28 protein-coding genes and 1 pseudogene are annotated in these 21553 nt (G+C 39.3%); 10 read left to right on the top strand and 19 right to left on the bottom strand.

Annotated features, from left to right (window positions below):
• Nucleotides 1-18: 18 nt before the first annotated feature.
• On the top strand, nt 19-156 hold the full coding sequence (locus ACWIUD_RS09920) for a hypothetical protein (protein WP_454148766.1): 138 nt from the start codon (nt 19-21) through the stop codon (nt 154-156).
• Here ACWIUD_RS09920 and ACWIUD_RS09915 read toward each other — a convergent pair.
• Nucleotides 148-393 carry a hypothetical protein gene (locus tag ACWIUD_RS09915; RefSeq protein ID WP_454148765.1) on the bottom strand — a complete coding sequence of 82 codons (246 nt, stop codon included), beginning with the start codon at nt 391-393 and terminating at the stop codon, nt 148-150. The two genes, ACWIUD_RS09920 and ACWIUD_RS09915, sit on opposite strands and share 9 nt — an antisense overlap.
• A 69-nt stretch (nt 394-462) precedes the next feature.
• Between ACWIUD_RS09915 and cas1 the strand changes: the two genes are divergently transcribed.
• Both cas1 and cas2 read left to right on the top strand, forming a co-directional pair.
• The gene (gene cas1, locus ACWIUD_RS09910) at nt 463-1350 is read left to right on the top strand and encodes a type II CRISPR-associated endonuclease Cas1 (RefSeq protein ID WP_454148770.1); all 888 of its coding nucleotides are present in this window, start codon (nt 463-465) and stop codon (nt 1348-1350) included.
• Nucleotides 1334-1831: a CRISPR-associated endonuclease Cas2 gene (gene cas2, locus ACWIUD_RS09905; RefSeq protein WP_454148764.1), complete on the top strand. Its 498-nt coding sequence runs from the start codon at nt 1334-1336 to the stop codon at nt 1829-1831. Before cas1 ends, cas2 begins: the two co-directional genes overlap by 17 nt.
• 11 nt (nt 1832-1842) lie before the next feature.
• Here the strand turns inward: cas2 and ACWIUD_RS09900 are convergent, their stop codons facing one another.
• The 9 genes from ACWIUD_RS09900 to ACWIUD_RS09860 all read right to left on the bottom strand — a co-directional run bounded on the left by ACWIUD_RS09900 (nt 1843) and on the right by ACWIUD_RS09860 (nt 9938).
• Nucleotides 1843-2190 carry a hypothetical protein gene (locus tag ACWIUD_RS09900; RefSeq protein ID WP_454148763.1) on the bottom strand — a complete coding sequence of 116 codons (348 nt, stop codon included), beginning with the start codon at nt 2188-2190 and terminating at the stop codon, nt 1843-1845.
• Nucleotides 2191-2374: 184 nt separating this feature from the next.
• Complete coding sequence (locus ACWIUD_RS09895) at nt 2375-3520, bottom strand: RAMP superfamily CRISPR-associated protein (RefSeq protein ID WP_454148762.1); 1146 nt, start codon at nt 3518-3520, stop codon at nt 2375-2377.
• Complete coding sequence (locus tag ACWIUD_RS09890; protein ID WP_454148761.1) at nt 3513-3959, bottom strand: TIGR04423 family type III CRISPR-associated protein; 447 nt, start codon at nt 3957-3959, stop codon at nt 3513-3515. The genes ACWIUD_RS09895 and ACWIUD_RS09890 overlap by 8 nt, the downstream gene beginning before the upstream one ends.
• Nucleotides 3956-5338, bottom strand: coding sequence for an RAMP superfamily CRISPR-associated protein (locus ACWIUD_RS09885; RefSeq protein ID WP_454148760.1), 1383 nt, complete (start codon nt 5336-5338; stop codon nt 3956-3958). Before ACWIUD_RS09885 ends, ACWIUD_RS09890 begins: the two co-directional genes overlap by 4 nt.
• Complete coding sequence (locus ACWIUD_RS09880) at nt 5335-6774, bottom strand: hypothetical protein (RefSeq protein ID WP_454148759.1); 1440 nt, start codon at nt 6772-6774, stop codon at nt 5335-5337. Before ACWIUD_RS09880 ends, ACWIUD_RS09885 begins: the two co-directional genes overlap by 4 nt.
• A gap of 11 nt (nt 6775-6785) precedes the next feature.
• Nucleotides 6786-7358: an RAMP superfamily CRISPR-associated protein gene (locus tag ACWIUD_RS09875; RefSeq protein WP_454148758.1), complete on the bottom strand. Its 573-nt coding sequence runs from the start codon at nt 7356-7358 to the stop codon at nt 6786-6788.
• Nucleotides 7355-8842 (bottom strand): Cas10/Cmr2 second palm domain-containing protein, encoded by a 1488-nt coding sequence (locus ACWIUD_RS09870; RefSeq protein WP_454148757.1) that lies wholly within the window; start codon nt 8840-8842, stop codon nt 7355-7357. The genes ACWIUD_RS09875 and ACWIUD_RS09870 overlap by 4 nt, the downstream gene beginning before the upstream one ends.
• A gap of 119 nt (nt 8843-8961) precedes the next feature.
• On the bottom strand, nt 8962-9840 hold the full coding sequence (locus ACWIUD_RS09865) for a glycosyltransferase family 8 protein (protein WP_454148756.1): 879 nt from the start codon (nt 9838-9840) through the stop codon (nt 8962-8964).
• Nucleotides 9801-9938, bottom strand: coding sequence for a hypothetical protein (locus ACWIUD_RS09860; RefSeq protein WP_454148755.1), 138 nt, complete (start codon nt 9936-9938; stop codon nt 9801-9803). The genes ACWIUD_RS09865 and ACWIUD_RS09860 overlap by 40 nt, the downstream gene beginning before the upstream one ends.
• Between ACWIUD_RS09860 and ACWIUD_RS09855 the strand changes: the two genes are divergently transcribed.
• Complete coding sequence (locus ACWIUD_RS09855; RefSeq protein ID WP_454148754.1) at nt 9932-10075, top strand: hypothetical protein; 144 nt, start codon at nt 9932-9934, stop codon at nt 10073-10075. The two genes, ACWIUD_RS09860 and ACWIUD_RS09855, sit on opposite strands and share 7 nt — an antisense overlap.
• Here the strand turns inward: ACWIUD_RS09855 and ACWIUD_RS09850 are convergent.
• From ACWIUD_RS09850 to ACWIUD_RS09810, 9 genes and pseudogenes are all read right to left on the bottom strand, one after another.
• Complete coding sequence (locus ACWIUD_RS09850) at nt 10052-10195, bottom strand: glycosyltransferase family 8 protein (RefSeq protein ID WP_454136467.1); 144 nt, start codon at nt 10193-10195, stop codon at nt 10052-10054. The two genes, ACWIUD_RS09855 and ACWIUD_RS09850, sit on opposite strands and share 24 nt — an antisense overlap.
• A gap of 3 nt (nt 10196-10198) precedes the next feature.
• Nucleotides 10199-11554: a UDP-N-acetylglucosamine 1-carboxyvinyltransferase gene (gene murA / locus ACWIUD_RS09845; RefSeq protein WP_454148753.1), complete on the bottom strand. Its 1356-nt coding sequence runs from the start codon at nt 11552-11554 to the stop codon at nt 10199-10201.
• Between the two features lie 4 nt (nt 11555-11558).
• Entirely contained in the window at nt 11559-11981 is a 423-nt protein-coding gene (locus ACWIUD_RS09840; protein ID WP_454148752.1) for a hypothetical protein, read from the bottom strand.
• A 189-nt stretch (nt 11982-12170) separates the two neighbouring features.
• Nucleotides 12171-12986, bottom strand: a pseudogene (gene galU / locus ACWIUD_RS09835) (UTP--glucose-1-phosphate uridylyltransferase GalU); the annotation flags it as partial.
• Complete coding sequence (locus ACWIUD_RS09830) at nt 12983-13120, bottom strand: hypothetical protein (RefSeq protein ID WP_454148751.1); 138 nt, start codon at nt 13118-13120, stop codon at nt 12983-12985. The gene ACWIUD_RS09830 and the pseudogene galU, both read right to left, overlap by 4 nt.
• The gene (locus ACWIUD_RS09825; protein ID WP_454148750.1) at nt 13117-13875 is read right to left on the bottom strand and encodes an ATP-binding protein; all 759 of its coding nucleotides are present in this window, start codon (nt 13873-13875) and stop codon (nt 13117-13119) included. Before ACWIUD_RS09825 ends, ACWIUD_RS09830 begins: the two co-directional genes overlap by 4 nt.
• Complete coding sequence (locus ACWIUD_RS09820; protein WP_454148749.1) at nt 13875-16286, bottom strand: AAA family ATPase; 2412 nt, start codon at nt 16284-16286, stop codon at nt 13875-13877. Before ACWIUD_RS09820 ends, ACWIUD_RS09825 begins: the two co-directional genes overlap by 1 nt.
• A gap of 1 nt (nt 16287) precedes the next feature.
• On the bottom strand, nt 16288-16443 hold the full coding sequence (locus ACWIUD_RS09815) for a hypothetical protein (protein ID WP_454148748.1): 156 nt from the start codon (nt 16441-16443) through the stop codon (nt 16288-16290).
• Nucleotide 16444: 1 nt separating this feature from the next.
• Nucleotides 16445-16741: an ATP-dependent Clp protease adaptor ClpS gene (locus ACWIUD_RS09810; protein ID WP_454136460.1), complete on the bottom strand. Its 297-nt coding sequence runs from the start codon at nt 16739-16741 to the stop codon at nt 16445-16447.
• Between the two features lie 154 nt (nt 16742-16895).
• On the opposite strand from ACWIUD_RS09810, the gene ACWIUD_RS09805 reads away from it, so the two are divergent.
• The 6 genes from ACWIUD_RS09805 (at nt 16896) to ACWIUD_RS09780 (ending at nt 21535) form a co-directional block, all read left to right on the top strand.
• On the top strand, nt 16896-18596 hold the full coding sequence (locus ACWIUD_RS09805; protein ID WP_454148769.1) for an ABC transporter ATP-binding protein: 1701 nt from the start codon (nt 16896-16898) through the stop codon (nt 18594-18596).
• Between the two features lie 33 nt (nt 18597-18629).
• Nucleotides 18630-18869 (top strand): hypothetical protein, encoded by a 240-nt coding sequence (locus tag ACWIUD_RS09800; RefSeq protein ID WP_454148747.1) that lies wholly within the window; start codon nt 18630-18632, stop codon nt 18867-18869.
• A gap of 10 nt (nt 18870-18879) precedes the next feature.
• Complete coding sequence (locus ACWIUD_RS09795; protein ID WP_454148746.1) at nt 18880-19044, top strand: hypothetical protein; 165 nt, start codon at nt 18880-18882, stop codon at nt 19042-19044.
• A gap of 99 nt (nt 19045-19143) precedes the next feature.
• Complete coding sequence (locus ACWIUD_RS09790) at nt 19144-19896, top strand: NAD+ synthase (RefSeq protein ID WP_454148745.1); 753 nt, start codon at nt 19144-19146, stop codon at nt 19894-19896.
• Nucleotides 19897-20033: 137 nt separating this feature from the next.
• Complete coding sequence (locus ACWIUD_RS09785) at nt 20034-20957, top strand: tetraacyldisaccharide 4'-kinase (RefSeq protein WP_454148744.1); 924 nt, start codon at nt 20034-20036, stop codon at nt 20955-20957.
• A complete protein-coding gene (locus ACWIUD_RS09780; RefSeq protein WP_454148743.1) occupies nt 20954-21535 on the top strand; it encodes a hypothetical protein in 582 nt (193 codons plus the stop codon). Before ACWIUD_RS09785 ends, ACWIUD_RS09780 begins: the two co-directional genes overlap by 4 nt.
• Nucleotides 21536-21553 lie beyond the last annotated feature (18 nt).

Here is a 21553-nt window from a genome sequence, read left to right as displayed (position 1 = left end):
GAGAATTTTTGAGATTTTTTGGGTGAGATTCTGCGGAAAGTGAAAAATGCAGAATCTAAATATGGATTGCCACGATTCTGCTTCGCAGAATCTCGCAATAACGGAAAATTAAGGCAGAATCTGCGATTTGCAAGAAAAATGCAGAATCTACTCTAAATTCGCAGAATCTAATTGAGATATTTCGCTTCGCTCAATATGACAATATTTTTTTGGATTGCTTCGTTGTGGCTTCGCCACTGCCTCGCAATGACAAAAAATTAAGGCAGATTCTGCGATTCGCACAAAAATGCAGAATCTAAATATGGATTGCCACGATTTTGCAAAGCAAAATCTCGCAATGACGAAGTGGTGGCAGATTCTGCGAATCGTGCACAAAAACGCAGAATCTTGCAAATAATAAATCTTTGTGCTTGTGCGTGTGCTTTTGCCGATATTTGTTAGCAGGGGGCAAAAATGGCAACAATGAGCTTTGATGAGGCGTTTAAAAGCGTGATTATCGCAAATGATGCGAAGTTAAATTTAAAGCAAAATCATTTGCATATCACCCAAAACGACAATGAGGCGAATCTCTACCTAAAAGATTTAGCTTTTATAATCCTTGAATCGCCGCGAATCACGCTTACTTCGGCACTTTTAAGGGCGATGGCAGATTCTAAAATCGTGCTTTTATCTTGCAATGAATCGCATTTGCCAAATGGTATTTTTATGCCATTTTTAGCACATTTCCAAGCCTCCCAAGTCGCAAAAGAGCAAATCGCGGTAAAAGAGCAGACAAAGGCGATTTTGTGGCAAAAGATTATCCAAAACAAAATCCGCAATCAAGCCTTTGTCTTATCGCACGCAGGGCATACGAGTCAAAGCGATGAGTTGATAGATATGGCAAAGCAAGTGCGCCTCAATGATAGCGCATTCGCAGAATCTCGCGCTGCCGCGCTATATTTTAAGACACTTTTTGGTAAAGAATTTAGCAGAAATGAGCTTTGTTTTGAAAATTCTGCGCTAAATTATGGCTACGCGATTGTGCGCGGGGCTATCGTGCGCGCAGTTTGCATAAGTGGGCTTTTAGCGTGGTTTGGGATAAAACACGCAAATGCGCTTAATCAATTTAATCTCTGCGATGACATTATCGAGCCATTTCGCGCATTTGTGGATATGAGAGTGCTATCATTACAAAGTGATAGCGAGTTTTTAGGCAAGGCGCATAAACACGCGCTCATTGAGAATCTCCAAAGCGAAGTGCAACTCAATGATAAAAAATTGCCTCTCATTCGCGCGGTAAATCACTTCGTGCAGAGTTTTAGAAGTGCGTTGCTTGATGGTGGGGAGCTCGCAAATGTTGGCTTTGCGTGATGATAAGTTTATGCGTGTGTTGCTGATGTTTGATATTCCTACAAAAACAAGAATCGAGCAAAGAGAAGCAAAAAAATTCCGTAACGAGCTAATAAAACAGGGATTTTTTATGATGCAATTTAGCGTGTATATGCGAATCTGCAAAGGTGCGAGTGCGGCAAAAAGCGCGGTGGAGCGGGTGCGTGGGATACTGCCACCGCTTGGCAATGTCCGCACACTTATCATCACCGAAAAGCAGTTTGATAATATGCAGATTTTGCTTGGGAGTGCGGGATTTAATGAGAAAATGAATGATGATAAAAATCTCGTGCTTTTTGCCTTTGATGAAAAAATCGGGGATTATAGATATTTGAGTGAGCCAACGCGGGATAGCGCAGAATCTAGCGTAGATTCTGCGATAGAAGCACAATTAGCGCAAATACCAAGCAAGCCGATGCCTAAATCTAAAAAGCCCGTAGAGCAAAGGTTGTTTGAGTTTTAGAATTGTGCGATTTAATTTTGCGTCAATTTAATCAAAGCAAACAATAGCCCAACGATAGCGATTTGAGTAGTTAGAAGCCATCTCAATAAATCCGACTTTATTTCTGCTATTTTGACTTCTAGCTTCGATTCTACTTTATCAATATTGTTTTTTAAAAGCATAAATTCATCTTTTAAATCTTTCAAATCAGCCTTTGTGGCTAATTTATCCAAATCCTTGCCATTTTGCTCTAAAATCGAATCTGCAATTTCCACAAAATCATTTTTGATTTTCGTGCGATTTTCACTAGGGATGTTAGAAAAATTAGTGTTTATAAAGTTATCTATTAAAATTTGTGTGCTTCTATTTAATGCCATCATCGATATAAAGTCCTTTGTTTGTGATATTTCGTGGCATTATAGCGTAAAATTATAGAAATTCAAGATTTAACCTTCATAATTTACAAATCCCGCATAATTTACAAATCCCGCACCACTACAACCCATTCCAATCATCATCATCCGTGTTGTTATTTTTGCAATTTTTATCAAATTTATTTTGGTGTTATTTTTTGCCGTGTGTGCGATATGTTTGATTATTTTGGCTTGGCTTATTCGCAGAATCTACGCTTTGCTTTTTGCTTACTTTGCGTAAATCATTTATGCGCGAATCTAACTCAAAATCCGTTTTTGCCAAAAGATTTTTATATGCTTCTATGCACTCGCGCTGTAAAGATTCGCTAATACCATTTAGTTTGATTTGTGTATCGCCATAGCCGTAGAATTTCGCCCCGCCAAATTTATAATATTCGCCTTTGTTGTTATCAAGCGCAGTCAAGCAGAGCAAGACTAATCCTAACTCTGCTTTGGTTAGATTGAAATAGCGCAATTTGCCGACAAACTCCGTGCCTGCGCCTAGTGGGGAGATGGTAGAGCTTATATTATTGCCGATTTTTCCATTTGGTTTGCGGATATTTTGCAAAGGTTCGTAAAATCTAAAACCATTTTCCTTACAAAATTTTGGTAAAGGTTTATTGTCTTTTTTAGCTTGTTTTACAGGGTCTGTTATGTTATATGTAGAATTATTTTCATAAGTTGCTTTATTTGGAGGATTTGTAGCGATAAAAAAATGCGAAAAACTAATGCGTGATTTTAGCGAGAAATTTTTGCTACCATTTGTGATAATCGCCCCAAAGATTCGCTCTGTCATATCTAATCTAGTTTCTTTGTCTTTGTCAAAATTATGTCTAGTATGATTTGTAACATTGCCATCTTTATCTATATATTCTTCGGGCGCATTTGTTTGAAATTTGCCAAAGCTAAGCACTTGTGAAATAGTGCGAATCACTCCACGCACACTAGAACCGCTTAGGGCGTATTTATCACCAATTTTAAAAAACGCTTTTGTGGTTTTGTTGTCGGCATTTTTGCCCTCAAATCCACCTGCAAAAATATCGCTTTTTGCGATGATTGTAAGCTCTAAAATCCCGCTTTGAGAATCGCTAAATGGCTTTTCAAAGCTGATTTTATCATCTGCGACTTCGCCAAACTCTTGGGGATAAAATACGGTCTCATTTGGTTCTATGAATTTGTATGGCGACTCTTTGCTATTTTGATTGCCTTTTGACTTTGCGTTATAATTGTTTTTATTTTGTTGATTGCCGCCGCCACGATTGTTATGATTGCCGTAATTTCTGTAATTTCTACCCATTTTCGCCCCCTTTTGTAGAATCTATATTTTTCTCAAATCCCGCAAATACGCTAAATTTGTGTGTCAAAACAGGCAGATTTTCGCACACTTCATCGCACACTTCCTCCCAAATCTGCGCAATTCTTGCTACCTTGCCATTTATGGCTATGAAATTCTCAAAATCTATGTGCGGATAGTCATTTAGGCAAAATCGCTTAAACAAAAAGCCGTTGTTTATGTGGCGAATGCAAATACACTCATTTGTCCCCGCGCAAAATAGCCCCGCTTCTACGATAAAATTTCGCTCATTGTGAAGCGAATCAAAGTTAGGCAAAATTTGGGGCGAATCTATCAAACACTCTTTAATCTCTTTGTCGCTCATTAAAATATAGCCTTCAAATTTGTTGTTTTCGCTTTGTAATGCGCTAAATTGCGCTTTTAGTTCATCAAAATTTTTCATATTTTTTCTCCATTTTTTTCTAAATCTCCGCTAAAAAATCCGTGTCCTTTGCTACTTGCCGCACCAAGTGGCAAAAGGCTAGTGCAAATGTCTTTTAAGGCACATTCAAAGGATTTTATCGCTTTGTCAAACAAATTCTTTTGATTTGAGGCTTGCGAATCTGCGCTATGATTTGGCGTATTTGACACAAAAATATCTAATTTAAACGCGGGGCTTGTATTTGCTTTTTCTTGAAACAACGCCCCATCAATCGTCCCACCTGTAAATCTATCTATGCTATTGTGTGCAAAAAGGTGCGAATCTTTGTTTTCATCAAAATCTAAATAAATGTCGCTTATTAGGATTTTGCCCTTTGTGGCTTGGGATTTGGTGGATTTATCGCTAGATTCTGCGCTGCCAAAAAGTGTAGCGTGGATTTGTGTGGCTTTGTTGTTTAGTTCGCTATTTTGGCTAGATTCTGCGACTATAAAATTCCCTAAATCTTTGTTAATATAAAAGCGTGTCCTTTGGGACAGCGCGCCTTTTATGCTGCTAGCAGGGATTAGTAGTTTGCACTCACTTAAATCGCCTTTCTCATAATCGATGATTTTTTCGCTCACACCGATACTATCAGCTTCTTTGTCGCCAAATCCAGCACCAAATAAAAATACACTTTCAGGTCTTAGATTTAGCGTGTAATGCGTGAAATTTTTGGTAGATAACACACTATAATCAGGCGTGAAATGTTCGCTTAGAGTCTCATTTAGCGAAGCGGATTTGCTAAATGGCGTTTGCAAAATCTCATAAGTGATTTTGTGTGCTTTGATTTTGCCAAAGCCCTTTGTGCTACCTGCTCCAAAGCGGATATTTGGCGAATAAAAAAGGCTTAAAATCTTAAAAAACGCTTCTTTATCGCTATTGTCTTGGCAGCCCTCACTTTGACAATCCATAGAAACAGCGCATTTAAACCTTGTGCCTTTGAAAATGACTTCTTCATCAAACTTTGCGCCATCTTTGCAAGAACCATTATAATCTATTGCGTTGTGTTGCCTTTGTGGGAGATTAAGAAAATGCGATAAAAATTTGGATTTTGCAAGTTTGCTAAATGGGATTAGATTTTCTTTGACTTCCATTTTTTCGTCCAAAAGCAAAACATTTGAAAAGATAAGTCGTGAGCTAAAATCTTGCGAACCAAAGAGCGAATCCAACTCATTTTTATTAAAAATCTCTTTTGCATTTGCTTTAATCACGCCACAAATGCTAGTGCCAAGAATGATGGGCAATCCATTAAAATCGCGCTGAATAGGGCTATCATAAAGCATATCAAAATCCCCACTGCCAAAGTGAAGCGCGGAATCTGCCTCCAAAATGATATGTGCTAAAATTGTCTCTTTACTCATTTGTCGCCCCCTCTATTTTGTGCTTTATTGTTTGCTTTTGGCATACGCGTAGCAAGCAAAGCAATGGCGTCTTTGTCGTGCTTACTTACAAAATTTTCTAACACTTCTCGTCCATCGCTCCATTTTTCTTTTAATCGCTCTTCGTTTATATATTCTTTGATATGTTCTGCTAATTTATCTTCATCTACCATTTGGGTAAAAGCGCGAATCGCACCCCATTGTGTGTTTGTAAGATTATCGCTAAATTTATCTTTGTTATCTGCAATAAATTTATCTACGGCGTTTGCGTTCTCAACTTCGTGTATTTGCAAGTCGCGCAAATCGCTTAAATATGCTATTAAGTCGCTATCTTTTTGAAAATCTTGCGCAGCAAAATCACTTAAATTAGCAAAATTGATTTTGCCATCTTGCAACGCAAATGATTTTGCACCCTGCCCACACATTAAAAAGCTAGGATTCACTAGCATTTCGCCATAACCCTCGCTTAAAAATCCACCTGCAAAAAATCTACCATTTTTTAGTTTTTCTTTATCGCTCTCACTTAGATTTGTAAGCGCAATAACGCTACCTTGCGAAATGCTTAGCCTCGCGCTATCTTTTGCTTTGCGCTTTTGATTGTATGGCGTGTGGATTTGGGTTTGCAAATGTGTTTTGTGCCACATAATTTGTGCGGATTCTAACCCTAAATTTTGCGCATTTAGACTAAAAGTAGGCATTGCAGTATCACTATCAAAAAGAGCCAAAGGGGAGGCGACATAGAGAAAAACTTCGTTTGAATCGCTATGTGAATCTGCGGAAATCTCGCTAAAATCCTCCATAACTTCGATTTTCACCTTGCCATATTCGGCGTTTTTAGATTTGCCAATAAAGTGCAATCCTTGCAAAATCTGTGTGATTTTATCGATTGTATCTTTTTCTATGCTACTATCAAATCTCACACAAAATCCAAACTCCGCGCCTTTTGTGATGGCTTCATAGCCAAACATTTCATTATCTTTTGTGGATAGATTGACTTTTTGTGTGTAGTTTGTCGCTAAATCAGCTATTTGTAAATCCGCATTTATGTAGCCAACGCGAATTTGTTTTAGTTGCTTTTCTTGCAAAGATTCACTGCCCAAATCACAAAATAGCGCGTTATAAACTTCGCTAGAATTTTTTTGCGTAGTTTTTTGCATTGCTTCTTTTGGGCGAAAAAAGCAAAGTGGGGTTTTGTATGCGATTTTGCCATTGATAAATGGCTTTGCCTCGCCAAATCTCACTGCACCGCTATGAAAAATATCAAAAGGCTTTGCAAACTCATCATAATGCTTTGCTACGATGCCTAAAAACACCGCACCGCTGATACAATCTCTACTTTGATTTTTGCCCTGCGTATTCGCGCTCTTTTGTAAAACAATGTCGCTTAAAAGTGTGAGTTTAAAAAATCTTTGTGCCATTTTTATCCCCTTTAATGCGTAGAATCCGCGCTAGGATTTGCGCTTACAATCTCTAGCCGTCCTAATCCCCTATTGCGATTTAGTCCCATTGATTTTAGGGATTTGAGTAGATTTTGCATAGATTCTACATAGTCTGATGGGATATTGTGGATTGCTCCATAAAGGCTTATAGGCTTTACTACTTCGATTTCGCGTAATGTGCCTTCTTTTGCACTGCCAAACTTCTCATCAATCGCAGTGGAGGCGATTTTGGCATATAAAAAATATGTTAGATTTTGTGCTTTTAGCTCTTTTTTGGTGGATTGGCTTAAAATCGCATTGCTAAAATGACAAGCCCCAGCATTTGGAGCGCGATTTTTTTGCACTTCCTCACCAAAGCAAGTTTCTACAAAATCGCTTGAAAAATGCTCTTTGTTTGCAACTGCAACCTCCCTTAAAACGCCTTTTAGGCTTTTAGCAGGGACAAAGGGGAATCCATCGCTATCTTTTATCACGCTATTGTCAAATCGCACCCCGCCACTAAGCCCACTGCTTAAATGCCAAAAATCTAAAAATGTGATTTTATAGTGGATAATTTTACTCATTTTGCTCCCCCTTGTGTGCTTTGCGTGTTTGAAATAATGCTGATAATGTCAAAAATTGGTGTTTTTTCCGTGCTATCTTTTTGCACTATGAGATTTTCTATACGCAAATCTTTATGTAGGGCTTTAAATTTTGTTAGATTTTGCTCCCCAAAATCTGCGTAGATTTTAGCGATTTGTTGCAGTTCGTTGTTAGCTAAATTGCGATTAGATTCTAAGATGCTTAGCCATTGTCTAAGACGAGAAGTAGGCGCGTCTTTTTTAGATTCTTGGGAGCGAAAAATCTCTACTAAATTTAGCAGATTTTCTATTGTTGGAGTAGAGTCGTTGATTTGTCGTAAAAAATACGCACCAAAATCTAAACGCACAGGCTTAGAATCTATCTGATTTGCACCCAAAGTTAGCTCATTTTCGACAAACGCACTAAAACTTCGCACCGCAGAGCTTTGGATATTGTGAAACAAAAGCGATGAGGGCGGATTTTTGGCATTTATGGCTTTTGAATCGCTTTTAGCACGAGCGCACAAATCTTTGGCAAGTTTTAGCGCGTAGTGGATAGGATATTTGTGGTTAAAAAATGCGATTCCTGCACAGGCTGTTAGATTTGTGGCGTTTGGGATATATTTTGCAAGATTTTTTGCAAGTTCGCTTGTGAGATTTTCAAAATGCGCTAAAAAGTTTTTTGCAAAATCTAGCGCAATATCCGCATTGCAAACCACTACCAAATCATCGCCACCGCAAATCACTTCGCGGATTTTGAAGCTATCGTTTTTGGTTAGATTTTGTTTTGTGGATTCACAGGCTTTTTTAAATGCGTTTTTTGTGGCAGAATCTAACTTATGTGAAAAATCTTTCATTTCAGTTTTGTCTAAATTTCGCACGATTGCGCCTAGTGCGTTGCCATCGGCATAAAGCAGAGCGATTTTGTTTTTATTGTTAGAGAGTTTGGAGAGTTCATTTATAACATTTGGGTGTTTGTTGTTGAATGTTTCAAAACTTTGGAGTTTTTGAAGTGTGGATTTATCGCTATCACTGCTTACAAGTGGCAAAGCGGTTTTTGGATTGTGCTTTAAAATGCAGTGTGAAAAATCAAGCGGAAATGTGATTTTATTTCGTGCGATTTTTAGGCGCGATTCTAGCGTGGCATTTGCGCTTTTATAATCGTTGTCATATTTTACTACCGCTTGGGTGATTTGAAGCCCATAGGATTGTTTTGCGATTAGTTTTGGCAAATATTTGATGACATTTTGCAAATCTGCTTCATTATCAAAAATCGCACGAAAATTCCCCGCATTTGATAAAATCACCTCTTTTGGGTTTTTGGATAGATTCACGCCATTTTCTTGCAAAAAACTCTGTAAATTCTGCCCTAAATCATCAATTTTCTTTATTAGCTCACTTGCTCCGATAATCTCACGCAACGCGTTTGTGCGAAAGATAAAATCCTGCAACCCAATCGCGCTAAATCCATAAAGATATTCACCCATCTTTGCTCCTTATGCAGTTTAAACTTAAATCTACGCCTAATATGATTTTCTTTATCATTATATCAAAAAATACAAATTTAAGACTTGAATTTATTATAGTTTAAGTTCTTATACCATTTTTAGATTCTGCGTTTTGCAAAGATTCTGCGAAAAATGCGCTTTATTTTATTTCTTATGCGATTTAGCAATAATGTCTTTTTGTGCTTTTCTATGATTTTCCCTTCCAAACTCTCCAAAAACTCCCTTACAAACGGAGTTTTTAGCATATATAAAAACCAAATTTCACTTTTTGGCACATTCGCATCATTCCAAGGTTTTTTCTCTCCGACAAAATGCAGTTGAATGGGGCGAAGTCGCGCAGAATCTAACTCTTTTTGCGAATAAATTTCTGGCACTAACTTTTCCCAATTATCCCCATAAACTTCCCAATTCGCGTGGCAAACGATATGTGCTGGGGAAAGCGTGGCGATGTGCGGATAGCAGATGATATTTAGCACATCCTGCTCTGCTAAAACTAACTTTTTGGCGTTTTCTTTTAGATAATTTACCAACTTTGTCTCGATATCATCCGCCCTCCACGCCTTTAAGTTCGCTATCAAATATCCGCCACCAACGCCATTTTTAACCGCCAAAAATTCCTCATCGCTAAAATTTCTATACCCCTTTTTCCAACCATCAAGCGGATAAATCGCATTTGGATTATTCGCCCTAACTCCAGCGAGATAATCATCGCCCTTAAACGCTAAAAAACTCTCGCTCACATCACCCAAAAATACCACATCCACATCGCTTATTATAATTTTCTCAAACTCAAAATGCGAAGTTAGCAAAAGTTTATAAAAAAACTCTTTTGCAAAATGCGCTTGCAATCCTAACTTCCCCCACTCATCGCAGAATCTACCATCCATATCGATAAATTCAAGCGAGGCAAACTCGCCAAACTCCGCAATAGTATCTTTCAACATCTGCTGATTTCGCGCTGATAAATCATTATGCAAAACAAATAGGCGATAAAAAAGCTGGATTTTTGCGGGAGATTCTGCGAATTTTTGGTAAGATTCTGCGTTTTTCGCAGAATCCGCAGAATTTGTGGCATTCGCAGAATTTAAATTTTTCGCAGAATCTAGCGCGAAATCAAATGCAGATTCTGCGATTTTTGTAGAATCTGGCGCAATTTTTGAAGTAGATTCTGCGTTTATCGCAGAATCTCTATTCTGCCCCCCCCCTATTTAGCATTTCTTGCAAACTACCATCCACCTCTCTTTTTGCGTTTTCTAAAAGCGAGTAAAATGCCACACCCGCCGGGATTACATAATTTTTATCAAAGCAAAATGCTATTGGAATTTCTATCATTTTTTACTCCCTGCCACGCGCGATTTTTACGCCTAAACTTGATAATTTCGCTTCAATATTTTCATATCCTCTATCCAAATGATAGATTCGGTGAATCTTTGTTTTGCCCTGTGAGACGAGCGCGGCAAGGATTAGCGCAGAGCTTGCACGCAAATCTGTCGCCATCACATCTGCGCCTTTTAGCTCTGTGCGCCCGCTTATTTTGGCGATATTGCCCATCAGCGCGATATTTGCGCCAAGTCTATGCAATTCATTTATGTGCATAAAGCGATTTTCAAAAAGTCGCTCTTCGATAATGCTAACGCCCTCGCATTGCGTAGCTAACGCCATAAACTGCGCTTGCATATCGGTAGGAAAGCCCGGATATTCGCTTGTGCTAATCTCAAAGGCATTGCGTTTAATGGCGGGTTTTAGGGTGAGATTCACCAAATCTTGCGATAATGAAACCCGCCCCCTAGCCCCCTCCGCAAGGGCGGGGGAATCTTTTGGAATTTTCTCCGCAAGGGTGGGGGGATTTGCGACTTCATCGATTTCAAACCCAATTTCGCGCAGTTTATTTAGCACCGCCTCCAAATGCTTTGGCGCGACATCTTGCACTTGTATTTGCGCATTTGTAATCGCTCCCGCACATAGATAAGTCCCCGCTTCGATTCTATCTGGGATTATGCAAATTTCTTGCATTTTTAGCAGTTCGCCATCTGTGCCTGTGATGTGAATCTCATCGCTCCCCGCACCGCTGATTTCTACGCCACTTTGCGCCAAAACTTCGCATAGTTGAATGACTTCGGGTTCTTTGGCAGGATTTAGGATTGTCGTTTTGCCACGCGCAAGCGCCGCTGCCATTAGGACATTTTCCGTGCCTGTAACGGTAATTTTATCAAAAATGATTTGCGCACCTTTTAGCCCATTTGGCGCGGTTGCGGTAATGTAGCCATTTGCTATGCTAATCTCTGCGCCCATTTTTTGCATCGCCTTTATGTGTAAATCCACAGGACGCGCCCCAATCGCACACCCACCGGGCAAACTCACCTGACATTTGCCAAAGCGCGATAAAAGCGGTCCTAATAGTAAAATCGAAGCACGCATTTTTCGCACCATATCATAGATGACTTTCAAATTACTTATATTTTTTGTGTTTATTGTGGCTTCATTTGGGCTAGTTTCAAGCGATTCCGCGCCTAACATTGTCAAAATTTTTATTAGCGTTTTTATGTCCGTTACGCTAGGTAGATTGCGTAATTTTACATCATTTTTTGCCAAAATACTTGCGGCAATCAAAGGCAGTGCGGCATTTTTCGCACCGCTAATTTTCACAGCCCCGCTTAATTTTTTAACGCATTCAATTTCTAAAAAATCCATTCTTTTACCCCTTTTTTTGATTTGCCTTGCGGTATTTGAGACTAATGCCGATGCTATGCTCTATCTCTTTTTTAATGCTTGGATTTTTACTCGCCAAGTCGTCCCTAAACTGCGCTGCTTGCTCCATACTCATATATTCTAACATCGTAATGCTTTGAATTAGCGCAAGCCACGCATTTAAATTCTCCGCCCCCTTGTAATTTCTATAAAAATTCGCATAAAACTCTTTCATCACGCCATCCATAATCGCCTTATCCGCCTTGCTGTGCTGTACTTGCTCGATTAGAAAATCAAGCGTGGTTAGGGGCTTTTTTGGCTCTTTTGGTGCGCTACTAAAAAATCCACTTGCAAGCAAAATGACAAATACGACAAGCAACCCCACAAGCGCGATTGCGTAAAATAAAATGAAATATAACAGCGGATACACTTATCTTTTTGCCTTGTTTTTGGGATTATTGCGATTCGTGTTTTTTGGGCGCGAATCTTTGCGATTTGTGCTTGAATCTTTTGTGCGATTCGCAGAATCTGCCCCCAAATTGTCATTCTGAGCGAGTGAAACGAGCGAAGAATCTCTTTTCTTTTGAGATATTTCGCTTCGCTCAATATGACAATTCAAACTCTTTGCAAAAAGCTCATTATTTGCGCGGACAAAGCCCTCCACGCTACCGCAATCATAGCGAATCCCCTTAAATTTATACGCCAAAACGCGCGAAATCTGCGCTTGTTTGTTTAGCGCGTCAGTGATTTGAATCTCGCCCTTTTTGTCTGCCTTTGTGTAGCGCAAAATCGAAAAAATATCGGGCGTCAAAATATATCGCCCAATCACTGCCAAATTGCTCGGTGCATCCTTTGGTTCAGGCTTTTCTACCATTGATTTTATTTCAAAAATCCCACTCTCAATCTCCACGCCATCAATCACGCCATATTTGTTTAGCTCATCTTTTGGGACTTCTTGAATCGCCACAATCGCGCAACGATATTTTGCATAAAGCTCCGCCATTTGCGCTAGGACGCCATCTCCGTTTTCATTTATACATAAATCATCTGCCAAAATCACGCCAAACGCCTCAGCCCCGATTAAACTCTCCCCTGTTAAAATCGCATCGCCTAGCCCACGCATAGCCTTTTGACGCGTGTAAGTAAAGGTGCAACGCGCAATAATGTCATTTATTTCTTCCAAAAAATGCTCTTTTTTGGCGTCTTTTAGTTGCGCTTCTAGCTCGTAACTTGCGTCAAAATGGTCTTCAATGGCGCGTTTGCCCCGCCCCGTTACGATTGCCATCGTATCGCATTTTGCATTCAACGCTTCTTCGATTCCATATTGAATGAGAGGCTTTGCATTTACAGGGAGCATTTCCTTTGGTATCGCCTTTGTAGCAGGGAGAAACCGCGTCCCATAACCCGCTGCGGGAAATAAACATTTTTTAATCATCTTTTATCCTTTCGTGTTAAAATTGCCGTCATTGCGAGATTTTGCGTAGCAAAATCGTGGCAATCCATTTTTGATTCGTGGATTGCTTCGTTGTGGCTTCGCCACGCCTCGCAATGACGATAAAAGCACTTCATACCAATCCTATCTTTGAAGCGCGATAAAAATTATACGCTACGCGCCCACTTCGCGCACCCTTTTGCGTAGCGTAAGCAAGGGCTTTTTTGCGCACCTCATCACTAAAATCGCCCTCAAAATACAACGCCACGATTTGCAAATATTCATCGATTGTGGATTTGTAAAATGGCAACGATAGCCCAAATCTATCGCTAAGGCTGATTTTTTCCTCTACGGCGTCTTGAAAATGGATTTCGCCATTTATAAAATGCGCTCCCTCATTTTCGCTTTGCATTTCGCTAATCAAATGTTTGCGATTAGAAGTAGCGTAAAGCAAAACATTGCTTGGCACTTTTTCGATAGAGCCTTCAAGGACGACTTTCAACGCCTTGTAGCTCGTATCGTCCGCCTCAAAGCTCAAATCATCGCAAAACAAAATAAATTTATAGGGCTTATCGCGAATCTTATCAATTAGCATTGGCATAATATCAATATCGCTCATCGCAATTTGAATGACTTTTAATTCGCCCATAAATTTTGTAAAAATCGCACGAACCAAAGTGCTTTTCCCGCAACCACGCGCACCATAAAGAAGCGCATTCATTCCGCCACGCCCACTTATGAAACTTTGCGTATTTTTTAAAAGCGATTCTTTTTGCTCATCAATGCCGACTAATTTTTCTAAATCAAATGCGTTAAAATCCTTGACTTCGTGTAAATATTTGCCCCGCCAAATAAAGGCATTGCTTATTTCAAAGTCTAATTTTTCAATCATTATTCTTTGCCTTTTTTATGAGTTTTATTCGCAGAATCTAGCGCAGATTCTGCGTTTTTTGGGCGGGATTTTGTAGATTCTGCGTTTTTTATATTGTTATTTCGAGTCTCTTTTTTGTCATTTTGAGCTTTGTCATTTTGAGCCGTAGGCGAAAAATCTCTTTTATTTTTTTTGAGATTCTTCGCTACGCTATCGCTTCGCTCAGAATGACAAATAAAGGTAAATTCTTCGCTTTGTTTAGGGCATTTATTAAATTTTAGTCCATTTTTATCCACGCTAATTTTTATATGAGAATCCTTTGTGAAACGCTCAAAGATTATCATTTCGCTTAATGGGATTTTGATAACTCTGTCTATGATTCGCTCAATCTCTCGCGCTCCAAGCGATTTGTCAAAGTCCAAATTTAGCAAATAATCCACCGCCTTTGAATCTAGCGCGATTTGAATATCTTTTAATTGCAAATTTAAATCAGCGATTTGTTTTGCGACAATCTGCCTTAAATGCGACATTTCAAGCGCATTAAACTTCACCACACAATCCAAGCGATTGCGAAACTCAGGCGAAAAAATCTCTTTTAACGCGCTATCTTTGGCACTTGAATCCTTTGTAAATCCAAGCGTAGGCATTTCTCCCTGCCCCACATTTGAAGTCATAATGATTATGACATTTTTAAAATCCGCCTTATTTCCGCTATTGTCCGTCAATGTCGCACTATCAAAAATCTGCAAAAGTAGATTATAAATGCTACTATGCGCCTTTTCGATTTCATCAAGTAGCAAAACGCAATGCGAATCCTTGCGAATCGCCTCCACAAGCAAACCGCCCTCTTCAAATCCCACATATCCCGCAGGTGCGCCCACAAGGCGCGAAACCGAATGCGCCTCGCTGTATTCGCTCATATCAAAGCGTTTGAGATTGATATTTAGATTTTTGGCAAGTTCCTTTGCAAGTTCGCTTTTGCCCACGCCTGTGGGTCCTGTGAATAAAAACACGCCGATGGGTTTATTTGGATTGCCAAGCCCAGCTTTGTTTTTAAGTAGCGATTTGTAAAGTGCCTCTATCGCCAAATCCTGCCCATAGATTCGCGCTTTTAGTTTGGCGCAGAGATTTTTTAGCAAAATCTTATCATCTACGCTTTTATCAAGTGGGAGCTTTAAAATCCGCGCCACTAGGGATTCAATGTCGCTTTGCTCTATTTTATCTTTTCGTGCGATTTTATAATGCGCCCCCGCTTCATCAAGCAAATCAATCGCGCTATCTGGCAAAAATCTATCGTTGATATATTTTGTGGAGAGATTTACGCAGGATTTTAACGCGCTTGTGGCGTAGCTCACGCCGTGAAATTTCTCATAAAATGGCGCAAGTTGCGTTAAAATTTTAAGCGAATCTTCAATGCTAGGCTCATTTATATCAACCTTTGCAAATCGGCGCGATAACGCCTTGTCTTTGTTGAAATGATTGCGAAATTCGCTAAAAGTAGTCGCTCCAATGCAACGAAACGCACCATTTGAAAGCGCGGGTTTAAGCAAATTTGATACATCTAAACTCCCGCCACTTGTGCTTCCAGCCCCTACAATCGTGTGAATCTCATCAATAAACATTATGGCATTTTTTATTGTTGCAAAACTATTTAGCACCTCTTTTAGCCGTTTTTCAAAATCGCCTCTATACTTTGTCCCTGCGATTAGTGCGCCCAAATCAAGCGCGAAAATTCTGCAATCTTTTAACTCATCGATTATTTCATTTTTAGCGATTTTTAGTGCCAAACCCTCCGCAATCGCCGTTTTGCCCACGCCTGATTCGCCTACCAAAATGGGATTATTTTTTTTGCGCCTACACAAAATCTCACACACGCGCTCAATTTCTCGCTCTCGCCCTATCACAGGGTCGATTTTCCCATCTTTTGCCAAAGCAACAAGATCTTTTGTGTAAGTTGCAATGGCGGAGGATTCAGTCGCTTCGGCGGATTCGGGGGCGGATTTTGTTTGCGCATTTTTGTCAATCACCTGCTCCAAAATATCTAACTTTGTGATATTTTGCGCTTTTAGTAGCATCGTAGAATAAGCGCGTTCATCGCTTGTAAGGGCGATAAGCAAGTCAAAAATATCCATATAACGCTTTTTTTTGTTATCCGCCAAATTTATCATAATGCCAAAAACATTCTCTAACGCGGTGGTGTAGATAGGATTGCGCACTGATTCGCCTGAATCTAAATAATTTTTCAAATAATTTAGCGTTAAAAGCTTTAATTCATCGGTATTTGCGCCCACATTTGCCAAAAATCGCTCCCCGTCATCGTTGTTTAGCAATGCCAAAAAAATGTGTTCGGTTGTCAAAATATCGTGGTGCAGGATACCAGCCGTTTTTAGCGCGTCCTCCATAATGGCATTTAGATTTTTGTCTAACATCATTTTATGTCCTTAAAAGCGATAGATTCTGCGATTTTGCGCTAGATTCTGCGAATCGCAGAATCTGCTTTGTTTTATTTTGCGCGAATCGCAGAATCTCTTTATTTATTGTTTTGCAGAATCTCTTTTTTGTCATTTTGAGCGAAGCGAAAAATCTCATTTCATTCGTCCTCAACTACGATTCGCAAGGGGTATCCCGCCTCTTTTGATTTGATTCGTGCAATTTTTGCCTTTGTGTGCGCAATATCATAGGGATAAATGCCACAAATGCCACTGCCCTCGTTGTGAATCTTTAACATTATGCTTTCTGCTTCGCTTTGATTTTTCCTAAAAACTTCACACAAAATCATCACCACAAATTCCATCGCCGTGTAATCGTCATTTAGCATTATAACCTTTGACATTTTAGGCAGTGGGACTTCCACGCTTATGGCGACTTCCTCTTTGATTTTTTCCATAATTTGCTCTTTGTTTAGAAATTAAAATCGTAATTTTAGCATAAGTTTTGGCGTGATTTACAAAATAGAATTTACGATAAATTATTGTATAATGCGCCATAAATTTTATGCAAATTTTTATGCACTCAAATTTTATACAAAGGTTACGGCGTTTATGAAGCTAATTTTTAATTTTTTCTCGCGTTTTATGCCCTATATCAAGGGACATTACAAGTATTTTGCAATAGCGATTTTAGGCTCTCTTATGACAGCAGGGGCGACTGCGGGAGTGGCGTATTTTATAAATCCATTGCTTGGCACACTAAATGGCAAAGTGCCAAATCTCCCGCTAATTAGCTTTGAATCAATGCAAAATAATCAAAACCTTGCACTTGTGATGGCAAGTATCATTGTATTTTTGTATCTAATGAAATCAGGCGGTATGTATATTCAAGGCTATTTTATGACTTATATCGGGGGCAATATCGTCCGCAAGATTCAAGATAGAATGCTTCGCCGTGTGCTATCTTTTGAGCTAGGATATTTTAATAAAATGCGCACTGGAGAGCTAATATCGCGCACACTTAGCGATGTGGGGGCGATTCGCACCGCTGTTAGCAACTATATCCCTGAATTTGTGCGTGAAGTTATCACAATCATAGGACTTGCCGCTGTTGTGATTTATCAAAATCCAAAATTGGCATTCTTTGGATTAGTCGTAATGCCTATGGCTGTAATCCCGCTAAAAATGATTTTTCGTAAAATCAAAAAATATCTCCACACTTCAATGCAAAAAGGCGCGGATATTAGCGCGAAAATCGTAGAAATCTTTAATAATGTAGAGATTATCAAAGCAAGCAATGGCGAAAAAATGGAGGCAGATATTTTTGAAGCAAAAAATTTGGAGCTTTTCAAAATCGGTATGAAATCCACCAAATACGGACAGCTAACCACGCCACTAATGGAAGTGCTTGGCTCTATTGCCTTTGGAATCGTGCTTTATATCGCAATCATTCAAATAAACAAAGGCAATCTCACAATGGAGCAATTTGGTAGCTTTGCCACCGCACTTTTTATGCTTTGGACGCCGATAAAGCGACTTGTAAATATGTGGGGCGGAATGCAGGGCGTGATTGTGGCAAATGACAGAATTTCGCAGATTTTGGAGAGAGAGCCTGAAATAAAAGACGGCACAATAACGCTAAATGCGCCGATTCAAAGCATTGAGCTAAAAAATGCAAGTTTCAAATACGGCGATATTGATGCGATAAATGGCGTGAATCTAAACTTTAAGCGCAATGAAATCACCGCGCTTGTGGGAAAAAGCGGTGCAGGGAAAAGCACTTTGGTAAATCTAATATTACGCCTTTATGAATGCAGTGGCGGAGAAATCGCCATAAATGGCAAAAATATCAACGACTACACGCAACAAAGTCTTTGCGCAAATATCGCAATCGTAACGCAACGAATCTTTATTTTTAACGACACAATCGCCAAAAATGTCGCTTATGGGCAAGAAATCGATGAGGCAAGAGTCGAATCTGCTTTGAGGGACGCGCAAATGTGGGACTTTGTAAAGGATATGCCAGATGGGATTCATAGCATTTTAGATGAGTTTGGCGCGAATCTTAGTGGCGGACAAAGACAGCGAATCGCAATCGCAAGGGCACTTTATCGCAACCCTGAAATTTTGATTTTAGATGAAGTAACGAGCGCACTTGATATAAACACCGAAAATCTCATCAAAGAGGCAATAGGCGCGATTCGCAAGGATAAAATTATCATCATAATCGCCCACCGCCCTAGCACGATTGAGTTAGCCGATAAAGTGGTGCAGTTAGAAAATGGGGTTATAAAAAGTGTGCGTGTAAAGTAGGCAATTTGTCTTTGGGTATTCATTTCGCAGATTTTGCAAATCGCCACAAGGCACGGACGCAAAAGTCCGCTATCCTTGTGTCGATTCACCAAAAACTACGAAAGCAACACCGCAATTCGCAGAATTTGCGAGCGAAGCGAAGCAACCAATACTTCGATTGAGATTCTGCGAATCGCAGAATCTCGTGCAATTTTTTCGTCATTGCGAGTCCTTGCCAAAGGCAAGGGCGAAGCAATCCAAAAAAATTGTTATTGCGATAAGTCGCGCGTTTAAGGGCGACTTCGTGGCAATCCAAAATTCTCCCCCTCCCTTGCGAAATATACCCCGCCCCAACCCCTCCCGCAAGGGGAGGGGCTTTTCTCTATCTCCCCCTCCCTTGCGGAGGGGGATTAAGGGGGTGGGTAAAATTATTTTAGATTCTGCGATTCGAAAATTCGTGGCAATCTAAATCAAAGATTCTGCGTTTTTTATGCGAATCGCAGAATCCAAAAACTTAAATTCTTTTTTAGCTATAATCGCAAAATTTTATTTTCAAACGGAGCAAATTATGCAAAAAAAAATCGAAAAAATACAAGATTTTTTACAAAAAGAGGTAAAAAAGCGCGGATTTAAAAATGTCGTTTTTGGATTAAGCGGTGGCATTGATAGCGCGGTGGTGGGGCAGTTTTGCGCTTCTGTTTTTAAAAGCAAAGCAAAGGCAATCATTATGCCCGCATTTACTTCAAATCCTAAAAATACGCAAGATGCGATAAACTTCGCGCGGAGCGTTAGTTTGAGCTATGAAGTGGTGGATATTTCGCAGATTTTGCGGAGTTTTGTTGAAAATTTGGATTTATACAATGCGCCAAATGTCCGCCGTATAGGCAATCTCACGGCACGCATTAGAATGAGTGTGCTATATGATAAAAGTATCGAAAATAACGCGCTGGTGGTGGGTTGCAGTAATAAAAGTGAGCTTATGCTAGGCTATGGCACGATTTTTGGCGATTTGGCGTGTGCGATAAATCCCATCGGCGACTTATTTAAGAGCGAGATTTTCACACTCGCCCAAAATATCGGCATTCCACGCCATATCATCGCTAAAAAACCAAGTGCGGATTTATTCGCGGGGCAAAGCGATGAGGGCGATTTGGGATATAGTTATGCTGAAATCGATAAGATTTTAAGATTGATTGAAAAAGGTGCGGGGGCAAAGGACTTGATTCAAGCTGGTTTTGGCAAAAAATTCGCAGAATCTATCGCAAAAAAAGTAAAAAATAATAAATTTAAAAGCGAAATGCCAAAAGTGCTAAAATTATAAGAAATTTGATTTTGGGCGAGATACAAAATAGATTCTGCGATTTTGGCAAAATTACAAAGAAATTTCAAGGCAGATTCTGCGATTTTAAGCAAGATTCAAAGCAGATTCTGCGATTTGAAACATAAAAAAGGGGCAAAATGCGTTTTATTGATAGATATTTTTATAAGCCAAATTTCTTGCATATTTGCATAAGTTTTGCTTTGCTTCCTATGTCGCTTTTTTACCTTATCATAGCGACTTTACGGCGCAAATGTGCCAAATATTATGACTTCAAAATTCCTATAATTAGCGTGGGAAATCTCATCGCAGGTGGCAGTGGCAAAACGCCCTTTTTGTGCGAAATTGCAAATGATTTTGAAAATGTCGCCGTCATCTCGCGAGGTTACAAGCGCAAGAGCAAGGGGCTAGTGATAGTTTCAAAAAATGGCGAAATTTGCGCCACGCAAGAGCAAAGTGGCGATGAAGCATACCTAATCGCGCTAACTTTAAAAAATGCAAGTGTGATTGTCAGCAAAGACCGCGTAGCAGGGATTTTGGAGGCGCAAAAATTAGGCGCAAAAATCATTTTTTTAGATGATGGATTTCGCTTTAATTTTAAAAAATTAAGCATAGTTTTGCGCCCAAAATTAGAGCCATTTTTCAAACTCCCCATTCCTAGCGGAATCTACCGCGAAAATCCCTTTGCAAGGGGCGATTTAAATCTAAAAGAGGGCGTGGATTTTGTGCGCGAAGTGGGCGTAGAAAACGCCACAGCACGAATGCTACTTCTAACCGCCATCGCAAATCCCGCAAGATTAGATGAATTTTTGCCAAAAGGCGTCATCGGCAAGATTTTGCTAAAAGACCACGATAGATTTGATTTGGACTTTTTACGCACCGAATTTAAACGCGTGGGCGCGACTTCTTTGCTTGTTACGCGCAAGGATTTTGTGAAACTTAGCAAATGCGAATTGCCTTTGAGTATCTTAACGCTAAAAATCCGCATAGATTCACACATAAAAGAGCGAATAAAAAACTTCGTAGCGGAGTTTGATAAATCAAAATTAAAGGAAAAAAAATGAAGCAAAAATTATTTTCAATCGCCATATTTTTTATAAGTTTTTTGGCTGGAATTTTATTTTTTGGGGCAAAATATTTTACATTTGGATTGTCGTTTGAGGATTTGCTAGTAGTTGTAACTATGCCCTTAATTGGGACAAATCAAGTCATAATCGAGCTAATCTTAAAAGATAGTTTGCTATTGGTGCTATTGCCTAGCATTTTATGTGCGATTTTTATCACTTTTTTGCCAAATATTTGGCGCAATAAATTCACGCACAAATGCTATATTTTCATCAAACAAATTTTTATAAAAATCTTTGCAAATAGCGTTGTGTTAAGGTTTTTTATATGTATTTGTTTTTTTGTGATTGGATTTATTTTAGCGGATAAAAAACTCCAAATTACCACCGCGATAAATAATCATTATTTTGCAAGTTATTCGACGATTTATGAGGAAAATTACATTACACCAAAAATTAGCGATTTTAAAACACCAAAAAATAAAAGAAATTTGATTGTGATTTTCGCAGAATCTATCGAATCTACTTTTAGCAGCGATAATAATCCTTATGAGTTAATCGAATTGGGGGGGGCGTAACGCTACAAACTTTCACAA

Source organism: Helicobacter sp. 23-1044, from assembly GCF_053654695.1.
The sequence above is the reverse complement of the archived record's forward strand: the minus strand, read 5'-3'. Positions and strand labels throughout refer to the sequence as shown.

What these genes read in the sequence shown, in the direction of transcription:
- cas1 (WP_454148770.1), top strand. Translation starts at nt 463, where the DNA reads ATGAGCTTTGATGAGGCGTTTAAAAGCGTGATTATCGCAAATGATGCG.
- cas2 (WP_454148764.1), top strand. Translation starts at nt 1,334, where the DNA reads ATGTTGGCTTTGCGTGATGATAAGTTTATGCGTGTGTTGCTGATGTTT.
- ACWIUD_RS09900 (WP_454148763.1), bottom strand. Translation starts at nt 2,190, where the DNA reads ATGATGGCATTAAATAGAAGCACACAAATTTTAATAGATAACTTTATA.
- ACWIUD_RS09895 (WP_454148762.1), bottom strand. Translation starts at nt 3,520, where the DNA reads ATGGGTAGAAATTACAGAAATTACGGCAATCATAACAATCGTGGCGGC.
- ACWIUD_RS09890 (WP_454148761.1), bottom strand. Translation starts at nt 3,959, where the DNA reads ATGAAAAATTTTGATGAACTAAAAGCGCAATTTAGCGCATTACAAAGC.
- ACWIUD_RS09885 (WP_454148760.1), bottom strand. Translation starts at nt 5,338, where the DNA reads ATGAGTAAAGAGACAATTTTAGCACATATCATTTTGGAGGCAGATTCC.
- ACWIUD_RS09880 (WP_454148759.1), bottom strand. Translation starts at nt 6,774, where the DNA reads ATGGCACAAAGATTTTTTAAACTCACACTTTTAAGCGACATTGTTTTA.
- ACWIUD_RS09875 (WP_454148758.1), bottom strand. Translation starts at nt 7,358, where the DNA reads ATGAGTAAAATTATCCACTATAAAATCACATTTTTAGATTTTTGGCAT.
- ACWIUD_RS09870 (WP_454148757.1), bottom strand. Translation starts at nt 8,842, where the DNA reads ATGGGTGAATATCTTTATGGATTTAGCGCGATTGGGTTGCAGGATTTT.
- ACWIUD_RS09860 (WP_454148755.1), bottom strand. Translation starts at nt 9,938, where the DNA reads ATGCCACAAATTCTGCGGATTCTGCGAAAAACGCAGAATCTTACCAAA.
- ACWIUD_RS09850 (WP_454136467.1), bottom strand. Translation starts at nt 10,195, where the DNA reads ATGATAGAAATTCCAATAGCATTTTGCTTTGATAAAAATTATGTAATC.
- murA (WP_454148753.1), bottom strand. Translation starts at nt 11,554, where the DNA reads ATGGATTTTTTAGAAATTGAATGCGTTAAAAAATTAAGCGGGGCTGTG.
- ACWIUD_RS09830 (WP_454148751.1), bottom strand. Translation starts at nt 13,120, where the DNA reads ATGAAGTGCTTTTATCGTCATTGCGAGGCGTGGCGAAGCCACAACGAA.
- ACWIUD_RS09825 (WP_454148750.1), bottom strand. Translation starts at nt 13,875, where the DNA reads ATGATTGAAAAATTAGACTTTGAAATAAGCAATGCCTTTATTTGGCGG.
- ACWIUD_RS09820 (WP_454148749.1), bottom strand. Translation starts at nt 16,286, where the DNA reads ATGATGTTAGACAAAAATCTAAATGCCATTATGGAGGACGCGCTAAAA.
- ACWIUD_RS09815 (WP_454148748.1), bottom strand. Translation starts at nt 16,443, where the DNA reads ATGAGATTTTTCGCTTCGCTCAAAATGACAAAAAAGAGATTCTGCAAA.
- ACWIUD_RS09810 (WP_454136460.1), bottom strand. Translation starts at nt 16,741, where the DNA reads ATGGAAAAAATCAAAGAGGAAGTCGCCATAAGCGTGGAAGTCCCACTG.
- ACWIUD_RS09805 (WP_454148769.1), top strand. Translation starts at nt 16,896, where the DNA reads ATGAAGCTAATTTTTAATTTTTTCTCGCGTTTTATGCCCTATATCAAG.
- ACWIUD_RS09790 (WP_454148745.1), top strand. Translation starts at nt 19,144, where the DNA reads ATGCAAAAAAAAATCGAAAAAATACAAGATTTTTTACAAAAAGAGGTA.
- ACWIUD_RS09785 (WP_454148744.1), top strand. Translation starts at nt 20,034, where the DNA reads ATGCGTTTTATTGATAGATATTTTTATAAGCCAAATTTCTTGCATATT.
- ACWIUD_RS09780 (WP_454148743.1), top strand. Translation starts at nt 20,954, where the DNA reads ATGAAGCAAAAATTATTTTCAATCGCCATATTTTTTATAAGTTTTTTG.